The following is a 17,709-nucleotide window of genomic DNA, read 5'->3' as shown; positions in this document are numbered from 1 at the left end:
GCGTGGACGGCTGGGTCCGTAGTCGCCGATGCGCCGTTGAACCGACGGCGCGTGGACGGCTGCGGGTCCGACGTGGCCGCTCGCGCGGTTCCCCGCGCCCCTTCGGGGCGCTCCTGGCCGCGGGCAGTCGTGCCTCCCCGGACCGCCTCGGCTCAGGGCGCCACTCGGTACAGGGTCTGGCCTCCTGGACCCACGGTCACCTTCCGCAACCCTGGTCCCGTCAGGCTCTCCGGCCCCACGACCCACTTCACGTCGTACTCCCGCAGAATCCCGGCCCGGGCAGCAGCGGACGTCCCCGCGGCGAAGTACCGCTCCACCGCCGCCTCCCGCCGCGCGGCGTCCCGCAGAAACACATCCGGATACCCGGGTGCCACGGTGTACGCCCCGTACGCGGGGATCTGCCGCGCGGGAAACGTCCGGGCCATGACCACGTCCCCGTACCTCACCCAGGGCGTGATCCAGTGGTACCCCACCCACGGCGTCCGGTACTTCGCCGCGACCGGCGAAGGAAGCGCGGCCCTTCCCGTCACGTACCCGAGCGTCCCGGCCTGCGTCCACGCCCCCACGGCCAGCGCGGCGCCCAGCACGCACGCCCACCCCGTCCGCACGGCCCGCCGCTCCGCGGACACGGCCTCCAGCGCGGCCGCGAGCTGCGCCGGGATCAGCGCGGCCGGCAGGGCGCGGCCCCAGGAGTAGTGGCCGGTCAGCCCGCCCGCGGCGAACACCAGCACGCCGAGGAGGAAGAACACGGCCAGGGGGTCCCGGCGGTCCCGGCGGACGCGCAGCACCAGCGCCGCCACCCCGAGCAGCGCCAGCCCGAACCGCGCGGCCAGGTCCTCGTACAGCGGCTTGTGGATGGCCTCCAGGTCCGCACCGGCGGAGAAGAGGGAGAAGAAGTCGTAGTACGGCCACAGCCACAGCAGGAGCAGGCCCAGGGCCGGCGCGGCGGCCAGTCGCGGCAGCACCGCCCGGGCCGGCCGCGCCGCGATCACCGTGGCCAGCGCCCCGAGAGACGCCACGACGCCCGTGAACTGGTGGCACAGCAGGATCAGCGCCCACAGCACACCGAGCCACAGCCACCTCGCCCACGCGGTCTCCTCCCGCATCGCCCGAGTGAGCCAGGCCCAGAAGTGGAAGGTGAGGCCGAGCGCGAAGACGCTGGGGTAGGCCACTGTCAGCGCCAGGGAGTTCAGGCCCAGGAAGCCGGACCAGTTGAACAGCACTGGGCCCCAGAGGAAGAGCAGGCCCAGCAGGGCCAGCGCGGGGGCCATGCGATGGGCGCTGAGGGTGCGGACGTACCGCCAGACCCCCGTGACCAGCAGGGTCAGCCCGCAGAGCGCGGCGATCCGCAGGACCACGAACACCGGCAGGCCGGTCAGCTGGGCGAACACGCCCAGCACCAGCATCCACGGCGAGTAGTACGGGCTCGGGGTGTCCGCGTCGACCAGCGGGTTGCCGGGATGCAGCAGGTCATGGCGCAGGCGCTGGACGGTGGCCGCGTGCATGCCGAGGTCCCCCGCCCACGGCAGGCGGACGATCACCAGGAGGAGCAGGACGACGACGAGCGCGGCGGCGGCCTGCGGCAGCATCCGGCCGGCCCGCGCGGCGCCCGCCGGGGACGGTGTGCGGCTCACCGGCTCGGTGTCAGACGGTGCGGTGTGCATCCTGCTGGAACACCCAGGTGCGATAGACCAGAAAACGGAAGGCGGAGGCGAGCACGATCGACAGTGCCTTCGCCCCGTTCGCCTGCAGCACGCCGTGCAGGCCGAGACCGTGGTAGCCGACCCAGAACAGGCCGATTTCCATCAGGACACCGAGGCCGCTGAACACGAAGAACAGCATGATCTGGCCGCGGGTGCGCGAGGCCCGGTCGCGATAGGCGAAATAGCGGAAGCCCAGGTAATTGGTCGCCATCGCGGTACAGCTGGCCAGGACGTTCGCCGTCATCACCGGCGAACCCAGACCGTGCAGCAGCAGGTTGAAGACCAGGAAATTGATCAGGACACCGCTGCCGCCGACGATCCCGAATTTCACGACCTCCAGCACGACACGCGTGACGGGCCGGGCCGGAGCCGGCGCGGGTGCGGGCGCGGGGGGCGCTGCCGGGCGGGTCTCGGTGAGGTGAACAGTCACATCGCAGACCTTATCCGAAGGCCATCGATTAGCAGGAAACCGTAAATTCGCTGATCGTTTTTCGCTAAGGGTCGGCAAGAAAGGGAACGCCCCGGGCCGATTTCACGTCGGCCCGGGGCGCTACGGCTTACGAGTGCGTGCGCAGCAGCGTCCGCATCGTCCGCATCGCCACCGAGAGGTTGGCGAGGTCGAAGGTCTCCGAACTACGGATCTCCTCCAGGGTGGTGCGCGCCCGGCTCAGGATGGGCGCGTTCTTCTGCTCCCAGGCCTTGAAGCGCTGCTCGGGAGTGGAGGTGCCGTTCCCGGCCGCGAGGACGTCCGCGGTGAGCGCCGCGTGTGCCGCGTACAGGTCCTCGCGGATGGAGGCGCGGGCCATGGACTGCCAGCGGTCGGCGCGGGGCAGCTCGATGATGCGGTCCATCAGCTGCGTGATGCTGAGCCGGTCGGCGAGGTCGTAGTACACCTCGGCGACGTCCAGCGGCTCCTTGCCCATGCGGTCGGCCACCGACACGATGTCGAGCGCCGGGAAGGCGGAGGAGAACCCGGCCACGCGGGTGGCGAGCTCGTCCGGGACCCCGGCCGCGGACAGCTCGTCGTACACGTGCTGGTACCACTCCAGGTCCGCGCCGCGCAGCAGCTTCGGCAACTCCTGCCACACCCGCTCGACCCGCTCGGCGAAGAACTCGACGGTCTCGGCGAGTTCCAGCGGCTGCGGCCGGTTGTTGAGCAGCCAGCGCGTGCCGCGCTCCACCAGGCGGCGCGAGTGCAGCCTGATGCGGGTCTGCACGGCGGCGTCGACCTGGTTGTCCAGGGCCTCGACCGCGTCCCACACCGGTGCCGAGCAGAAGATCGCGCGGGCCGCGGTCTGGGCCCGGACGATCTCCTCCAGGGAGGCGCCGGTCTCCTCGCGCAGACGGTGCAGATACGTCGTACCGCCCGTGTTGACCGTGTCGTTGACCAGCACGGTCGTGGTGATCTCACGGCGCAGCGGGTGGCTGTCGATCGCGTCGGCGAACCGCTCGCGCAGCGCCGTCGGGAAGTAGGCGTGCAGCAGGCCGCGCAGGTACGCGTCGTCCGGCAGGGAGGTGGCCAGCAGCTCCTCGGCGACTGTGATCTTCGTGTACGCCAGGACGACGGCCGTCTCCGGGCCGGTCAGGCCCTGGCCCTGGCCGAGGCGCTCGCGGATCTGGCGGTCGGTCGGCAGGAACTCCAGCGCCCGGTCCAGGTGGCCCTCGCGCACCAGGTGGCGGATGAACCGCTGCTGGGCGTGGAGCATGTCCTTGGCCTGGAACAGGGCGTTGGCGATCGCGGTGTTCTGCGCGTAGTTGTTGCGCAGGACCAGCGCGCCGACCTCGTCGGTCATCTCGGCGAGGATCTTGTTGCGCTGCTTGACGGTCATGTCGCCGTCCGCGACCAGGCCGTTCAGCAGGATCTTGATGTTCACCTCGTGGTCGGAGGTGTCCACACCGGCGCTGTTGTCGATCGCGTCGGTGTTGATCTTGCCACCGTGGTGGGCGAACTCGATCCGGCCGAGCTGGGTCAGGCCCAGGTTGCCGCCCTCGCCGACGACCTTGACCCTCAGGTCCTTGCCGTCGACGCGGATGGCGTCGTTGGCCTTGTCGCCGACGTCCGCGTTCGACTCGACGGACGACTTCACGTACGTGCCGATGCCGCCGTTCCACAGCAGGTCGACCGGCGACTGGAGGATCGCCTTCATCAGGTCGGCCGGGGTCATCTTGGTGACCTTGTCCTCGATGCCGAGGGCCTCGCGGATGTGGGCGTTGACCGGGATCGACTTGGCACTGCGCGGGAAGATCCCGCCGCCCGCCGACAGCAGCTCGGTGTTGTAGTCGGCCCAGCTGGAGCGGGGCAGCTCGAACAGCCGGCGGCGCTCGGCGTACGACGTCTCCGCGTCCGGGGTCGGGTCGATGAAGATGTGCCGGTGGTCGAAGGCGGCGACCAGGCGGATGTGCTCCGACAGCAGCATGCCGTTGCCGAACACGTCACCGGACATGTCACCGATGCCGACGACCGTGAAGTCCTCGGTCTGCGTGTCCACACCCAGCTCGCGGAAGTGCCGCTTGACGGACTCCCAGGCGCCGCGCGCGGTGATGCCCATGCCCTTGTGGTCGTAGCCGGCCGAGCCGCCGGAGGCGAAGGCGTCACCGAGCCAGAAGTTGTACTTCTCGGCGACCCCGTTGGCGATGTCGGAGAAGGTCGCGGTGCCCTTGTCGGCGGCGACGACCAGGTAGGTGTCGTCCTCGTCGTGCCGGACCACGTCCTTCGGGGGCACGACCTCGCCGGCGACCATGTTGTCGGTGATGTCGAGCAGCGCCGAGATGAACGTCTTGTAGCTGGCGATGCCCTCGGCCAGCCACGCGTCGCGGTCCTTGGCCGGGTCCGGCAGCTGCTTGGCGACGAAGCCGCCCTTGGCGCCGACCGGCACGATGACGGTGTTCTTCACCATCTGCGCCTTGACCAGGCCGAGGATCTCGGTGCGGAAGTCCTCACGCCGGTCGGACCAGCGCAGACCGCCTCGGGCGACCTTGCCGAAGCGCAGGTGCACGCCCTCGACACGCGGCGAGTACACCCAGATCTCGTACGCCGGGCGGGGCGCCGGCAGGTCCGGGATGGCCTGCGGGTCGAACTTCATGGAGACGTACTCGTGCGGCTGGCCGCCGTGCGCCGCCTGGAAGAAGTTCGTGCGCAGGGTCGCCTTGATGACGGTGAGGAAGGAGCGGAGGATCCGGTCCTCGTCCAGGCTCGCCACCTGGTCGAGGGCCGCGTCCAGCTCCTCCAGCAGGGCGTCCGTGATCTCCAGCCCGGCCTTCTGCCGCTCCGGCGACATCCGTGCCTCGAACAGGGAGACGAGGAGCCGGGTGGTGTGGACGTTGTTGCGGAGGGTGTCCTCCATGTAGTCCTGCGAGAAGGTCGAACCGGCCTGCCGCAGGTACTTGGCGTAGGCGCGCAGCACCATCGCCTGCCGCCAGGTCAGCCCGGCGCTCAGCACGAGCGCGTTGAAGCCGTCGTTCTCCGCCTTGCCGGTCCAGGTGGCGGCGAAGGCCTCCTGGAAGCGCTCACGGGCGTCGTCGCCGAGGTACTCCCCGCCACCGGCCGCCTTCGGCATGCGCAGACCGAAGTCGTAGATCCAGGCGGTGGTGCGGTCCGCGCAGCGCAGCTCGTACGGCCGCTCGTCGGTGACCTCGACGCCGAGGCGGCTGAGCACCGGCAGCACCTTGGAAAGGGAGACCGTGCCGCCCTTCTGGTAGATCTTGAAGCGGCGCTCCTCGGGCCCAGCGCCCACCGGCTCGTACAGGCTCAGGCTGAAGGTCTTGTCCTCGCCGAGCTGCTCGAGGTGGACCAGGTCGGCGACCGCGGCACGCGGGGTGTGGTCGGCCTTGTATCCCTCGGGGAAGGCGTTGTTGTAGCGGCGCAGCACCTCGGCCGCGTGCTCCTCGCCGCACTCGGCGGTCAGCGCCTCGGCGAACGCGTCGGTCCAGGAGCGGGCGGCCTCCACCAGACGGGCCTCGATGCGCTCCTTGTCGGAGTCCGACAGCTCGGGCAGTTCGGTGCCCGGCGGGACGCGGACGACGAAGTGCAGCCGGGAGAGGATCGACTCGGTGTTCCAGGCGGTGAAGTCGACGCTGATGCCGCCGAGCTCCTCCTTCAGGATGTCGATGATCCGGAGCCGGACACCGGTGGTGTAGCGGTCGCGCGGGAGGTAGACGAGGGCCGAGTAGTAGCGGCCGTACTCGTCCTGGCGCAGGTAGAGCCGCAGCCTGCGACGCTCCTGCAGGTACAGCACGGACGTGGCGATGGACTGCAGTTCGGCGGCGGGCGTCTGGAACAGCTCGTCGCGCGGGTAGGTCTCCAGGATCTGCAGCAGGTCCCGGCCGTCGTGGCTGTGGGGCGAGAACCCGGCGCGCTCCAGCACCTCGTCGACCTTGCGGCGGATGACGGGGACGCGGCGCACGGACTCGGTGTACGCGGCCGAGGAGAACAGCCCGAGGAACCGCCGCTCACCGACGACGTTCCCCTGCTCGTCGAACTTCTTGACGCCGATGTAGTCCAGGTACGACGGCCGGTGCACGGTGGCCCGGCTGTTGGCCTTCGTCAGCACGAGGAGCTTGTGCTCGCGGGCCTTCGCGCGGGCGTCGGCGGGCAGCCGCTCGAAGGAGGGGCTGACCGGGTGCTGCTCGTCCTCGGCGTGGTGGGGGTCCGAGCGCAGTATGCCGAGACCGGTGCCGGGCACTGCGGCGAGCGTGTCGTCGTCGCGCAGCTGGTACTCGCGGTAGCCGAGGAAGGTGAAGTGGTCGTCGGCCAGCCAGCGCAGCAGCTCGCGGGCCTCCTCGGCCTCGGGCGCGGGCAGGTCGCCGGGCAGCGGCTCGCTCTCCAGGCCGTCGGCGATCCGGGTCGCCGCGTCCCGCATCTTCTCCCAGTCCTCGACGGCCTCGCGGACGTCGGACAGCACGCGCAGCAGGTCGGCGGTGATCTGCTTCAGGTCGGCGCGGTCGGTCTCCCGGTCGATCTCGACGTGGATCCAGGACTCGAAGTGCGCGTCGTGCGGAAGGTCGCCGGCGGGCGGGGTCGGCAGGACCTCGATCAGCTTGCCGGTCAGGTCGCGCCGGACGACGAACTGGGGGTGGACGACGACATGGATGCCGCGCCCGCGCCGGGTCAGCTCATTGGTGACCGAGTCGACGAGGAAGGGCATGTCGTCGGTGACGACCTCCACGACCGAGTGACTGCAGGTCCACCCGTTCTCCTCCACGGTCGGGGTGTGGACCCGCACGTTCGCCGTGCCCTGGGGGCGGTGCTCGGCGAGCCGGTAGTGCGACAGCGCGGCGCCGAAGACGTCGACCGGGTCGCGGCCGGTGAGGTCTTCCGGGGCCGTGTGCAGGTAGTAGCGCTGGAGGAACGCGAGCACGGACTCGCTGTCCGGGGTGTCCGGGGAGCCCTCGCCCGTGGTCCCGGTCGGTAGGTGCCCCCCGACCGGGCTGTTCTCAGCTACCCGGGCGGCCCTCTCGAGCAGCTCGGCCTTGGCTTCGTCCAGCTTGGTCTGCATTGTCCTCTGACTCCTGTCGCGCGCCGTTGCGTGACGTAGAAGGAAGTACGGTCTCTTCCCCTCCGGCCCGACGCCACGGCCCGGGGTGTCCGGTCCGTATCGACGCTATGCCGCGAGGTGAGATACGCGGGGGGAATTCGGCCATTCTCGACACGCCCATGGGGTGTGACGCTGCTCTCGGCGCCGCCGTGTCCAGGGGTGTCCTCGGCGTCCCGGGGGCTGCTGCGGCCCCGTCCCGCCCGCGAAGACCAGCGACCGCCGCCCGGTCACGGAGGTGTTCCGTGCAACCCGGGCGCAGGGCGGGGGCAGGATCGCCCCCGCGAGATATCGCGCTGATCACGCCACAAGGCTATCGCTCCTTACCCCGGACCCGTCATGAGCCGTATGTGTACAAAACCAAGGGGTGAAGTTTGACGTTCTGCACAGCGGCCGGGCGGGGGGTGGTGACGTATCCGGATGCGTGGGGCCCCTGGGGTCACCGGCGCGGGCGGCAGGGGCGGGCGGCGGCGTCCGGTCGCGCGGGCAGAGTCCCGACCGCACTCTGAGAACAGGGCACCCTGACATCCGGTGAGGCTCCGAGGTCGTCGCCGGAACCGCGACGGCCCCCTTGGCAAGCACGCCTGGTGTTGGCACCTTGCCCAGGGACAGTGCGTCCCGCTCAGGAGTACCGGAACACCGGAGTACCCGGAGGAGCCGACATGCCCGCGAAGATCCTGATCGTCACCGGCGACGCGGCGGAGTCCCTGGAAGTCCTCTACCCGTACCAGCGTCTGCGCGAGGAAGGCTACGACGTCCATATCGCGGCTCCCTCCCGCAAGACGCTCCGCTTCGTCGTCCACGACTTCGAACCCGGCTACGACACCTACACCGAGAAGCCCGGCTACACCTGGCCCGCCGACCTGGCCTTCTCCGACGTGGATCCCGGGGAGTACGCGGCCGTCGTCATCCCCGGCGGGCGGGCCCCCGAGTATCTGCGCAACGACCCCGAACTGCGGAAGATCCTCAAGGCGTTCTTCGACTCCGACAAGCCGGTCGCCCAGATCTGCCACGGTCCGCTGCTCACCGCGGCGATCGACAGCCTGCGCGGCCGCCGGGTCACGGCGTACCCCGCGCTCGAGCCGGACATGCAGGCGGCCGGAGCGGGCTTCCAGGACGCCGAGGCCGTGGTCGACGGCACCCTGGTCTCCTCCCGGGCCTGGCCGGACCACCCGGCCTGGATGCGGGAGTTCCTCCGGGTACTGAGGAGCAAGGCACCGGCGAACTGAACCGGGTGGCGGGGCGGGGTCTCGCCGGTGGCGCCGCGGTTCGGCGGCACGCTGCAAGCGCGGTCCAGCGCAACGAACGCCCGCCCCGCTGGCGCAGCAGGGCACCTGACAAGCCCCTGCTACGCCGCTATTCGCTCCGCTTCCTCCACTGCCTCGGCCAACGTGTCCACCACCGGCACCCCCGCCTCCTCCAGACTGGCCCGGCTGTGCGACCCGCCGGTGTACAGCACCGCCCGGGCCCCGACTCGCCCCGCCGCGACCGCGTCGTCCGCCGCGTCCCCGATCACCACGGTCCGCGCGGGCTCCACCACCCCGCTCAGCGCCTTCAGATGCCGCACCATGTGCGCGGCCTTGCTGCCCCCGGACGGCCCCGTCCGCCCGTCGACCCTCAGGAAATGCGCCTCTATGCCGAATCCCCGCACCAGTGGCACCAGTTCCTCGTGCCCGTACATGCTCAGCAGCGACTGGCTGTACCCCGCCGACCGCCACCCCGCGAGCAGGTCCGCCGCCCCCTCGGTCAGACCGCACCGCGTCCGGTGCTCGGCGTAGTACCGGTGGAAGACCCCGTCCATCAGCTCCCACTCGGCATCGGTCGGCAGCCGGCCGAGCAGCCGCTCGTAGAACTTCGGCACCGGCACGCAGTACAGCGACCGGTACTGCTCCAGGGTGATCGGCGCGAGCCCCAGCTCGGCGAAGGCCGCGTTGGTCGCCCCGATGATCGCGTCATTGTCGTGGAACAGCGTGCCGTTCCAGTCCCAGACGATGTGCGTGCTTGCCTGCATCCCCATGCCAAAGACCGTACCCGCCCCCACTGACAACGACCGCCGCGAGCGGATACGCCCAGGTCAGGCCGGTCCGACCAGGTTGTGGATCTCCTGCGTGGCGTACCACAGCAGCTCGTGATCGTCCGCTCCGTCCACGACGGACTGCGCGTCGTCGTCCCCGCCGTCGGCCGCCTCCAGCGCCTCGGCCGCCGCGGCCACGTCCTGCTCCGCGTCATCGGCGTCGACGTGCACCGCGGCCGCCTTGGCGAGCGGCACGGTCACCGTCACGGTCACCTCGCCCAGAGCGGTCGGGTCGAGACCACGGTCGGGGTCGACGGTCGCGGCACCGTCGGCCACGTCCACGGCGACCACGACCCGGCGCCGTACCGCGTCCGGGTCCGCCGCGAGCCGCCGCAGCGAGGCCAGCGCGGCCCGGCTGAGCGCCGCGTACTCCAGCTCCTCGATGTCCTCCGAGACGTACCACTCGCGCAACGCGGGCGTGACGGCATACGCGGCGAAGGGGCCGCTCCCCAGCTCACCCGTCTTGTGCGCCTCGGCGAGACCGGGAAGGGTCAGGGGGACGTAGACGCGCATGCTGGCCGCTCTTTCCTGCTCAAAGGCTCCGCTGAGGCCCCGGGAAGGCCGGCTGCCGCGTCTCCCGGAGGGCCTTCAGGATACGTGCGCCCGTCCCCTTTCGGGTCTGTGCCCACGCCCCGGAGGCCGTCGACCCCGTGCCGCGAATTCACCCGGGGCACCCGCCGCATCACAGCGGTCGGCCCGTCCCGCGTCCCCCGGATAGGTGAACCTCCGGCCCCCTTCCGAGCTCGCTCCGCCGTCCTTGCCACCCCGCCACCGGCCCCCGTACAAGATCCCCACCAGCGAGTTACCGCCCGGTATCGATCGGGCCGCCGAACGGGGACCCCATGAACAAGGTCATGAGCCGCACCACGGACAAGGCGACGAGCCGCACCTCCCAGCCCCGCCCGCGCCACCGCCCGCCCACCCGCCACGACACCCGCCGCCCGGCGGGAGCCCCACCCAGGGTCCCGTCCCGCCGTCCGACGGCCCGGCGGGCGACCGACCACCCGCAGCCGGCCGGCACCCGCCCGGCCACGAGCCCGGAGCCGGCCCTCACCCGCCCGCCCACTGCGCCGGAAGCAGCCCCCGCAGCGTCCCGAACGCCCCTACGACAGCCCCGCCCCACCGACCTCTTCGCCGACCGTCTGCTGGCCGTCCTGAGCGGTCAGCGGCCCGTCCACTGGATGCTCCGCCACACCGCCGGCCGCGCCTACGACGACCTCATCCGCCTCGCCGAACGCAGCCCCCTGCGCACGCGGGGCTCCCGCCCCCGCGTTCACGACATCGGCTACTACGTCCCGCGCGACGGCGCCCTGGAGGTCTTCGCCCGCATCAGCGCCGGCGACCGGCTCCGCGCCCTGGCCTTCCGCCTGGAACTCGGCCGGGACCTCCGCTGGCGCTGCACAGCGGTGGAAACCGGCAACCACCCCTGACAGCCCCACACACACCTGCGGGCCGGCGAGACCCCGCCCAGCCGCAGGCGCGGGGCATCCGGGAACACACAACGCCGAAGGGCCGGGCCCCAAAGGAACCCGGCCCTTCGGCACGGTCAAAGCGCCGCAGGCAAGCCGCTACTTCTTACGACGCCGCCCGCCCTTGGCCTGACGCCGCCGCTCGGCCCGGGTCAGCCCGTCCGACTCGGACCGCACCGGCTCGTCGTCCTCGAGGTCACGCTCCACGATGCCGCCCTCACCGTCCACGGTGGGCGCCGAGAAGTGCAGATCCCGCCGCTGGGGAACGTCCAGCCCCTTCGCACGGATCTCCGGACGCGCCCCGGCCTGCGCCGGAACCGTGTCGTGGACACCCTCGCCGACCGGCTCCGCCTCCTCGACCGGGACCTCCTCGACCTGCTGCTCGACCTGGACCTCCAGGTTGAACAGGTAGCCGACGGACTCCTCCTTGATGCCGTCCATCATCGCGGTGAACATGTCGAAGCCCTCGCGCTGGTACTCGACCAGCGGGTCCTTCTGCGCCATCGCGCGCAGGCCGATGCCCTCCTGGAGGTAGTCCATCTCGTAGAGGTGCTCACGCCACTTGCGGTCGAGGACCGACAGCACGACCCGGCGCTCCAGCTCCCGCATGATCTCGGAGCCGAGCTGGGCCTCCCGGGCCTCGTACTGCTCGTGGATGTCCTCCTTGATGGACTCGGAGATGAACTCCGCGGTGAGACCCGCCCGGTCGCCGGCGGCCTCCTCCAGCTCCTCGACGGTGACCTTCACCGGGTACAGCTGCCGGAAGGCGCCCCACAGCCGGTCCAGGTCCCAGTCCTCCGGGAAGCCCTCGGCGGTCTCGGCGGCGACGTACGCGTCGATCGTGTCGTCCATGAAGTGCTGGACCTGCTCGTGCAGGTCCTCGCCCTCCAGGACGCGCCGGCGCTCGCCGTAGATGACCTCGCGCTGCCGGTTGAGCACCTCGTCGTACTTCAGAACGTTCTTACGGGTCTCGAAGTTCTGCTGCTCGACCTGCGACTGCGCGGACGCGATCGCGCGCGTGACCATCTTGTTCTCGATCGGCACGTCGTCCGGCACATTGGCCATGGACATCACGCGCTCCACCATCTGGGCCTTGAACAGGCGCATCAGGTCGTCGCCGAGCGACAGGTAGAAGCGGGACTCGCCGGGGTCGCCCTGACGGCCGGAACGACCGCGCAGCTGGTTGTCGATGCGCCGCGACTCGTGCCGCTCGGTGCCGAGGACGTAGAGGCCGCCGAGCTCCTCGACCTCCTCCTTCTCCGCCTTGACGGCCTGTTCGGCCTTCTCCAGGGCGGCGGGCAGGGCGTGCGCCCACTCCTCGATGTGCTCCTCGGGGTCGAGGCCGCGCTGGCGCAGCTCCGCCTCGGCGAGGTCCTCGGGGTTGCCGCCGAGCTTGATGTCCGTACCACGGCCGGCCATGTTGGTGGCCACGGTCACCGCGCCCTTGCGGCCGGCCTGGGCGACGATCGACGCCTCGCGTTCGTGGTGCTTGGCGTTGAGCACCTCGTGCTGGATACCGCGCTTGGACAGCTGCTGCGAGAGGTACTCCGACTTCTCGACGGACGTCGTGCCGACGAGGATCGGCTGGCCCTTCTCGTGCTTCTCGGCGATGTCGTCGACGACCGCCTCGAACTTGGCGACCTCGGTGCGGTAGATCAGGTCCGACTGGTCCTTGCGGACCATCGGCCTGTTCGTCGGGATCGGGACCACGCCGAGCTTGTAGATCTGGTGGAACTCGGCGGCCTCGGTCATCGCCGTACCGGTCATGCCGGAGAGCTTGTTGTAGAGGCGGAAGAAGTTCTGCAGGGTGATCGTGGCGAGCGTCTGGTTCTCGTCCTTGATGTCCACCCCTTCCTTCGCCTCGATCGCCTGGTGCATGCCCTCGTTGTAGCGGCGGCCGGCGAGGATACGGCCGGTGTGCTCGTCGACGATCATGACCTCGCCGTCGATGACGACGTAGTCCTTGTCGCGCTTGAAGAGCTCCTTGGCCTTGATGGCGTTGTTCAGGTAACCCACGAGCGGGGTGTTCACCGACTCGTAGAGGTTGTCGATGCCCAGCCAGTCCTCGACCTTGGAGACACCGGACTCGTGGATGGCGACCGTGCGCTTCTTCTCGTCGACGTCGTAGTCGCCGGTCTCCTCGAGGCCCTTGAGGGGGTTGCCCGCCTCGCCCTTCTTCAGGCGCAGCACGAGCTTGGCGAAGTCGCCGTACCACTTGGTGGCCTGGTCGGCCGGGCCGGAGATGATCAGCGGCGTACGGGCCTCGTCGACCAGGATGGAGTCGACCTCGTCGACGATCGCGAAGTTGTGGCCGCGCTGCACCAGCTCGTCCTTCGACCACGCCATGTTGTCGCGCAGGTAGTCGAAGCCGAACTCGTTGTTCGTGCCGTAGGTGATGTCGCACGCGTACTGCTCGCGGCGCTGGGCCGGCGTCATGTTGGCGAGGATGCAGCCGACGTCCAGGCCCAGGAACTTGTGGACGCGGCCCATCATCTCCGAGTCGCGCTCGGCCAGGTAGTCGTTGACCGTGACGATGTGGACGCCGTCTCCGGACAGGGCGTTCAGATACGCGGGCAGGGTGCCGACGAGGGTCTTGCCCTCGCCGGTCTTCATCTCGGCGACGTAGCCGAGGTGGAGGGCGGCGCCACCCATCAGCTGCACGTCGTAGTGCCGCTGGCCGAGGACGCGCTTGGCGGCCTCGCGGACGGTGGCGAACGCCTCGGGGAGCAGGTCGTCCAGGCTCTCACCATCGGCGTAGCGCTGCTTGTACTCCTCGGTGAGGGCTCGCAGCTCGGCGTCGGAGAGGTCGACGAAGTCCTCTTCGATGGAGTTGACCTGGTCCGCGATGCGGTGCAGCTTGCGCAGGATCTTGCCTTCGCCTGCACGCATGATCTTCGAGAGGACGGACACGGGGGTTTGTCTCCTTGCCGGTCGGGCCTGGGACGGTCGGTTTCCATTGGACATACTGAGCAACGGCCATCGTATGCGAGGACCCGGCTGGGCCGGGAGGCCTGGCGGCCCGACGGCTGCTTCACCCAGGACAACGGACGGGCCACGGCGATAGTGCCGCATCGGCGCGAGGATTTGCGCGAACTGTGATCGTGTGCTCACGCATGGCGAAAACCGATGGCCCGACCGCGTGCCGCCGAGCACAATCGGCCGATGGAACCCGTCACACTCACCACGGACCGCCTGGTCCTGCGCACGGTAGGCCCGCACGACACGCAGGCGGTGCACGACGCCGTGCAGGACGCCGACATCCAGCGCTGGACCACCGTGCCGTCGCCGTATCTGCCCGAGCACGCGAGCGGCTTCACCGAGCAGCTGGTCCCCGACGGCTGGGCAGAGGGTTCGATGTTCACCTTCGGCGTCTTCCTCACCGCCGGGGAACTCGCCGGCATGCTCAGTCTCACCATGCGCTCGCTCGGCGTGGCGGAGGTCGGCTTCTGGGCGGCCGAGAAGCATCGCGGCCACGGGTACGTCACCGAGGCCACACTCACCGCCTGCCGGTGGATCTTCACCGAGCTCGGTGTCGACCGGGTCGAGTGGCGTGCCGAGGTCGGCAACCACGCCTCCCGCGCGGTGGCCGAACGCGCGGGTTTCACCATCGAGGGCACCCTGCGCTCCGCGCTCAACAACAAGGGCGTACGCCGGGACTGCTGGGTCGGCTCCCTGCTCCCCTCGGACCTCGGCCTGCCGTCCACGGCGCCGTACCTGCCCGCGCGCGTCCGGTGAAACCGCAGGTCGCCGGGGACTGTCAGTGGCACCCTCTATCGTCCGGGGCATGACGACCCTGCCGCGCCCGACCACCACCCTCACCGCGGACGACGCCCGCCGTATCGCCCTGCGCGCCCAGGGCTTCCTCGGCGCGCCCGACCGGCGGGCCGGAGTCCGGGGGGTGCTGCGCCACCTCGGCGCGGTCCAGCTCGACACGATCTCGGTCCTCGCCCGCTCCCACGAACTCGTGCCCTACGCCCGGCTCGGCGCGGTCGGCCGCAAGACGGTCGAAGCCGCCTACTGGAAGGGCGCGTCCACCGGCGTGTCGGCGGCGCGCCCGCACGCCTTCGAGTACTGGTCGCACGCGGCGTGCATCCTGCCCATCGAGGAGTGGCCGCACTTCGCCTTCCGCCGCCGCGCCTACCGGGACCGCCCGCACTGGAACCACGCGCTGCCCGAGGGCGCCTACGACCAGGTCATCAAGCAACTGCGCGCGGAGGGCCCGCTGACCTCCACGGAACTGGGCGGCGCGAAGAAGACGAACGAGTGGTGGGACTGGTCCGGCACCAAGGTCGCCGTGGAGCGCGCGCTGATGTACGGCGAGGTGGTGTGCGTCGAGCGGCGCGGCTGGAAGCGGGTGTACGACCTCGCCGAGCGCGCCGTCCCGGACGCGCTGCTGCACGACGAGCTGGACGACGGCGAGTGCCTGCGCCGTCTGGTCCGGCTGGCCGGCGAGTCCCTCGGCGTCGGCACACGCGCGGACATCGCCGACTACCACCGCCTCAAGGGCGAACAGGTGGACGCGGTCATCGCCGACTCGGGGCTGGTGCCGGTCGAGGTCGAGGGCTGGGGGAAGCCGGCCTGGGCGGACCCGGCGGCCCTTGCCACGGCGCCACGCGGGCGTCACCGGACCACGCTGCTGTCGCCGTTCGACTCGCTGGTCTGGGAGCGGGCGCGCACGGAGCGCATCTTCGGCTTCACCCACCGCCTGGAGGCGTACGTGCCCAGGCCGAAGCGGGTCTACGGCTACTTCGCGATGCCGGTGCTCGCGGGCGGCCGGCTGGTCGGGCGGGTCGACCCGGCCCGCGAGGGCCGCACGCTGGTGGCCAAGCAGGTCACCCTGGACGGCCCCAAGGCGGTTCCGGCGGTCGCCCAGGCCCTGGTCGAGGCGGCGACCTGGGTGGACTGCACGGACGTCCGGGTGGAGCGGGTGGACCCACCCGCCCTGCGCGAGGCCCTGACCAGCGAACTCGCCCGCACCCTGGCCTAGTCCGCCGCCGCTAACGGATCTCGAGGATCTTCTCCCGCATCGCGTAGACCACGGCTTCCATCCTGGAGTGCAGCTGGAGCTTCTCCAGGATGTTGCGGACGTGGTTCTTCACGGTGTTCTCCGAGATGAACAGTTCCTTGGCGATGTCCCGGTTGTTCATCCCGGTGGCGACGAGCTTGAGGACCTCCAGCTCCCGGTCGGTCAGCCGCGGCGCGGGCACCAGCCGGCGTTCGTCGGTGCGCTGGATCATCGACTTGAACTCGGTGAGGAGCTTGGACGCCATGGACGGGCTGATCTGGGACTGCCCGTCGGCCACCGCGCGAATGGCGGTCGCCACCTCGTCCGTGGAGATCTCCTTCAGGAGGTATCCGGTCGCCCCCGCCTTGATCGCGTCGTAGAGATCGGCCTCCTCGTCGCTGATCGTCAGCATGATGATCTTCGCGCTGGGAGCGACCTCCTTGATGGAGGTGCAGGCCTCGATCCCGCCGCGCTTGGGCATGCGGACGTCCATCAGCACGATGTCGGGCAGCAGGTCGGCGGCCTTGTCCACGGCCTCGGCGCCGTCGCCGGCCTCGCCGACGACCTGGATGTCCTCCTCGGCCGCGAGCACGATCTCCAGGCCGCGCCGGAAGAGGGCGTGATCGTCCACGACCAGGACTCTGATCGGCTCCGCGCGTACGGCGCCCGCGTCCGGCCGCATGCCGATGACACCGTCGTCGCCATCCCCGTCCCGCATCGGTCCGAAGGTGTCCGCCATCGTTCCTCCCCCTGAGGCTGTGGCCCGTGGTCCTGTGCCATCGCCAACCCAAGGCAGCGGCCCACCGGTTGGGCCGGTCCGGCCATGATTTCATGCCCGGGCGGCACAGAGGTGACGTGCGGGGCGTGAAGTGGTCGCACACAGGTGCCCCTGGGGGCGCACACGCGCTCCCAGGGGCACCGGATCTGCTGGGGCCGGATGTCAGCCGCCCAGCGTGCCACCCGCCGCGGGGGCCTGCGCCTCGGCGACCATCGGATCCGTGCTGAGGTGGATCACGCCGTAGTCGTAGGCGTGCCGCCGGTAGACGACGCTCGGTTCCTTCGTCTCCGCGTCGACGAACAAGTAGAAGTCGTGGCCGACCAGCTCCATCTCGTAGAGGGCCTGGTCGAGGCTCATCGGGGAGGCGACGTGGGTCTTCTCGCGGACGACGAGGGGGCCGTCACCCTTGACCTCCAGCGAGCCGATCTTCTTCGTCGGCACTCCCTCCGCCTCTTCCTCCTGGACGGGAAGGCCGGTGCCGTTCAGCGTCGCCGCGCCCGGGACGTGATCGGCAACCTCGGCCGCCGAGATCCGGCGTGCGCCCCGGCGCGAGAATCGCTTGTCGTGCTGCTTGCGCAACCGGGCGTCCAGCTTCTCCGCCGCCAGGTCGAGTGCCGCGTACGGATCGCTGGCCGCTGCCTCCGCCCGGATCACCGGACCGCGGGAGCGGAGCGTGATCTCCACTCGATCGCAACGGTCGGCCTGTCGGGGGTTCGGCTCCTTGGACACCTCGACGTCGAGGCTGATCACCTTGGCATCGAGCCTCTGGATCTTCTCCAGCTTCAGCTTCTCGGCCACGTGCTTGCGGAACCGCTCGGGCACCTCGGTCTTGCGGCCTTTGACGACGATGTCCACGCAGAACTCCGTTCCCGGATCGCTCCGCCCGCTCGGCGGAGCATCTCCCTTTCGCACCAGGTCCGGTGACCACCGGACCTCGGACTCGGTGACTTCCACCTCCTCCTCCCCCATGGGCGAGATCTCCACCCCACCGGCACGGGTGATTGCGGAAAACCCGTGGCACGGCATTCCGATATGAGAGGTGTGGCCTGCGCCTTTCCTCACAACCGAACATATCTCGCCCGGACGGATGTCGTCACCCTCTACTCCGGCGTACCTCCGTTCAGCTGAATTACCCTCTCGCTACCTGCA

The 17,709-nt window shown here is 70.3% G+C and carries 12 protein-coding genes; 4 read left to right on the top strand and 8 right to left on the bottom strand.

Going from position 1 to position 17,709, the window contains the following annotated elements:
* Window positions 1-152: 152 nt before the first annotated feature.
* The 3 genes from ACWC94_RS29220 to ACWC94_RS29210 all read right to left on the bottom strand — a co-directional run bounded on the left by ACWC94_RS29220 (window position 153) and on the right by ACWC94_RS29210 (window position 7,198).
* Entirely contained in the window at window positions 153-1,589 is a 1,437-nt protein-coding gene (locus tag ACWC94_RS29220) for a hypothetical protein (protein WP_450800264.1), read from the bottom strand.
* 55 nt (window positions 1,590-1,644) lie between these two features.
* The gene (locus ACWC94_RS29215; RefSeq protein WP_450800182.1) at window positions 1,645-2,133 is read right to left on the bottom strand and encodes a GtrA family protein; all 489 of its coding nucleotides are present in this window, start codon (window positions 2,131-2,133) and stop codon (window positions 1,645-1,647) included.
* 127 nt (window positions 2,134-2,260) lie between these two features.
* Window positions 2,261-7,198 (bottom strand): NAD-glutamate dehydrogenase, encoded by a 4,938-nt coding sequence (locus ACWC94_RS29210; RefSeq protein WP_450800181.1) that lies wholly within the window; start codon window positions 7,196-7,198, stop codon window positions 2,261-2,263.
* A gap of 698 nt (window positions 7,199-7,896) precedes the next feature.
* Here ACWC94_RS29210 and ACWC94_RS29205 point away from each other — a divergent pair.
* Window positions 7,897-8,463, top strand: a complete 567-nt coding sequence (locus tag ACWC94_RS29205; protein ID WP_450800179.1) for a DJ-1/PfpI family protein — start codon at window positions 7,897-7,899, stop codon at window positions 8,461-8,463.
* Window positions 8,464-8,582: 119 nt separating this feature from the next.
* Here the strand turns inward: ACWC94_RS29205 and ACWC94_RS29200 are convergent, their stop codons facing one another.
* Together ACWC94_RS29200 and ACWC94_RS29195 are read right to left on the bottom strand one after the other, a co-directional pair.
* A complete protein-coding gene (locus ACWC94_RS29200; protein ID WP_450800177.1) occupies window positions 8,583-9,251 on the bottom strand; it encodes an HAD family hydrolase in 669 nt (222 codons plus the stop codon).
* Window positions 9,252-9,308: 57 nt separating this feature from the next.
* Entirely contained in the window at window positions 9,309-9,821 is a 513-nt protein-coding gene (locus tag ACWC94_RS29195) for a DUF6912 family protein (RefSeq protein ID WP_450800176.1), read from the bottom strand.
* A 329-nt stretch (window positions 9,822-10,150) separates the two neighbouring features.
* Between ACWC94_RS29195 and ACWC94_RS29190 the strand changes: the two genes are divergently transcribed.
* Window positions 10,151-10,738 carry an Rv3235 family protein gene (locus tag ACWC94_RS29190; protein ID WP_450800175.1) on the top strand — a complete coding sequence of 196 codons (588 nt, stop codon included), beginning with the start codon at window positions 10,151-10,153 and terminating at the stop codon, window positions 10,736-10,738.
* Window positions 10,739-10,876: 138 nt separating this feature from the next.
* On the opposite strand, the gene secA is transcribed toward ACWC94_RS29190, so the two are convergent.
* Window positions 10,877-13,687: a preprotein translocase subunit SecA gene (gene secA, locus ACWC94_RS29185; RefSeq protein WP_450800174.1), complete on the bottom strand. Its 2,811-nt coding sequence runs from the start codon at window positions 13,685-13,687 to the stop codon at window positions 10,877-10,879.
* Window positions 13,688-13,939: 252 nt separating this feature from the next.
* On the opposite strand from secA, the gene ACWC94_RS29180 reads away from it, so the two are divergent.
* Window positions 13,940-14,512, top strand: coding sequence for a GNAT family N-acetyltransferase (locus ACWC94_RS29180; RefSeq protein ID WP_450800173.1), 573 nt, complete (start codon window positions 13,940-13,942; stop codon window positions 14,510-14,512).
* Window positions 14,513-14,561: 49 nt separating this feature from the next.
* Window positions 14,562-15,764: a winged helix-turn-helix domain-containing protein gene (locus ACWC94_RS29175; RefSeq protein ID WP_450800172.1), complete on the top strand. Its 1,203-nt coding sequence runs from the start codon at window positions 14,562-14,564 to the stop codon at window positions 15,762-15,764.
* A gap of 10 nt (window positions 15,765-15,774) precedes the next feature.
* On the opposite strand, the gene ACWC94_RS29170 is transcribed toward ACWC94_RS29175, so the two are convergent.
* Both ACWC94_RS29170 and hpf read right to left on the bottom strand, forming a co-directional pair.
* Window positions 15,775-16,521 carry a response regulator gene (locus tag ACWC94_RS29170; protein WP_450800171.1) on the bottom strand — a complete coding sequence of 249 codons (747 nt, stop codon included), beginning with the start codon at window positions 16,519-16,521 and terminating at the stop codon, window positions 15,775-15,777.
* Between the two features lie 201 nt (window positions 16,522-16,722).
* The gene (gene hpf / locus ACWC94_RS29165; protein ID WP_450800170.1) at window positions 16,723-17,415 is read right to left on the bottom strand and encodes a ribosome hibernation-promoting factor, HPF/YfiA family; all 693 of its coding nucleotides are present in this window, start codon (window positions 17,413-17,415) and stop codon (window positions 16,723-16,725) included.
* Window positions 17,416-17,709 lie beyond the last annotated feature (294 nt).

It is taken from the genome of Streptomyces sp. NPDC001135, from assembly GCF_053598395.1.
The sequence above is the reverse complement of the archived record's forward strand: the minus strand, read 5'-3'. Positions and strand labels throughout refer to the sequence as shown.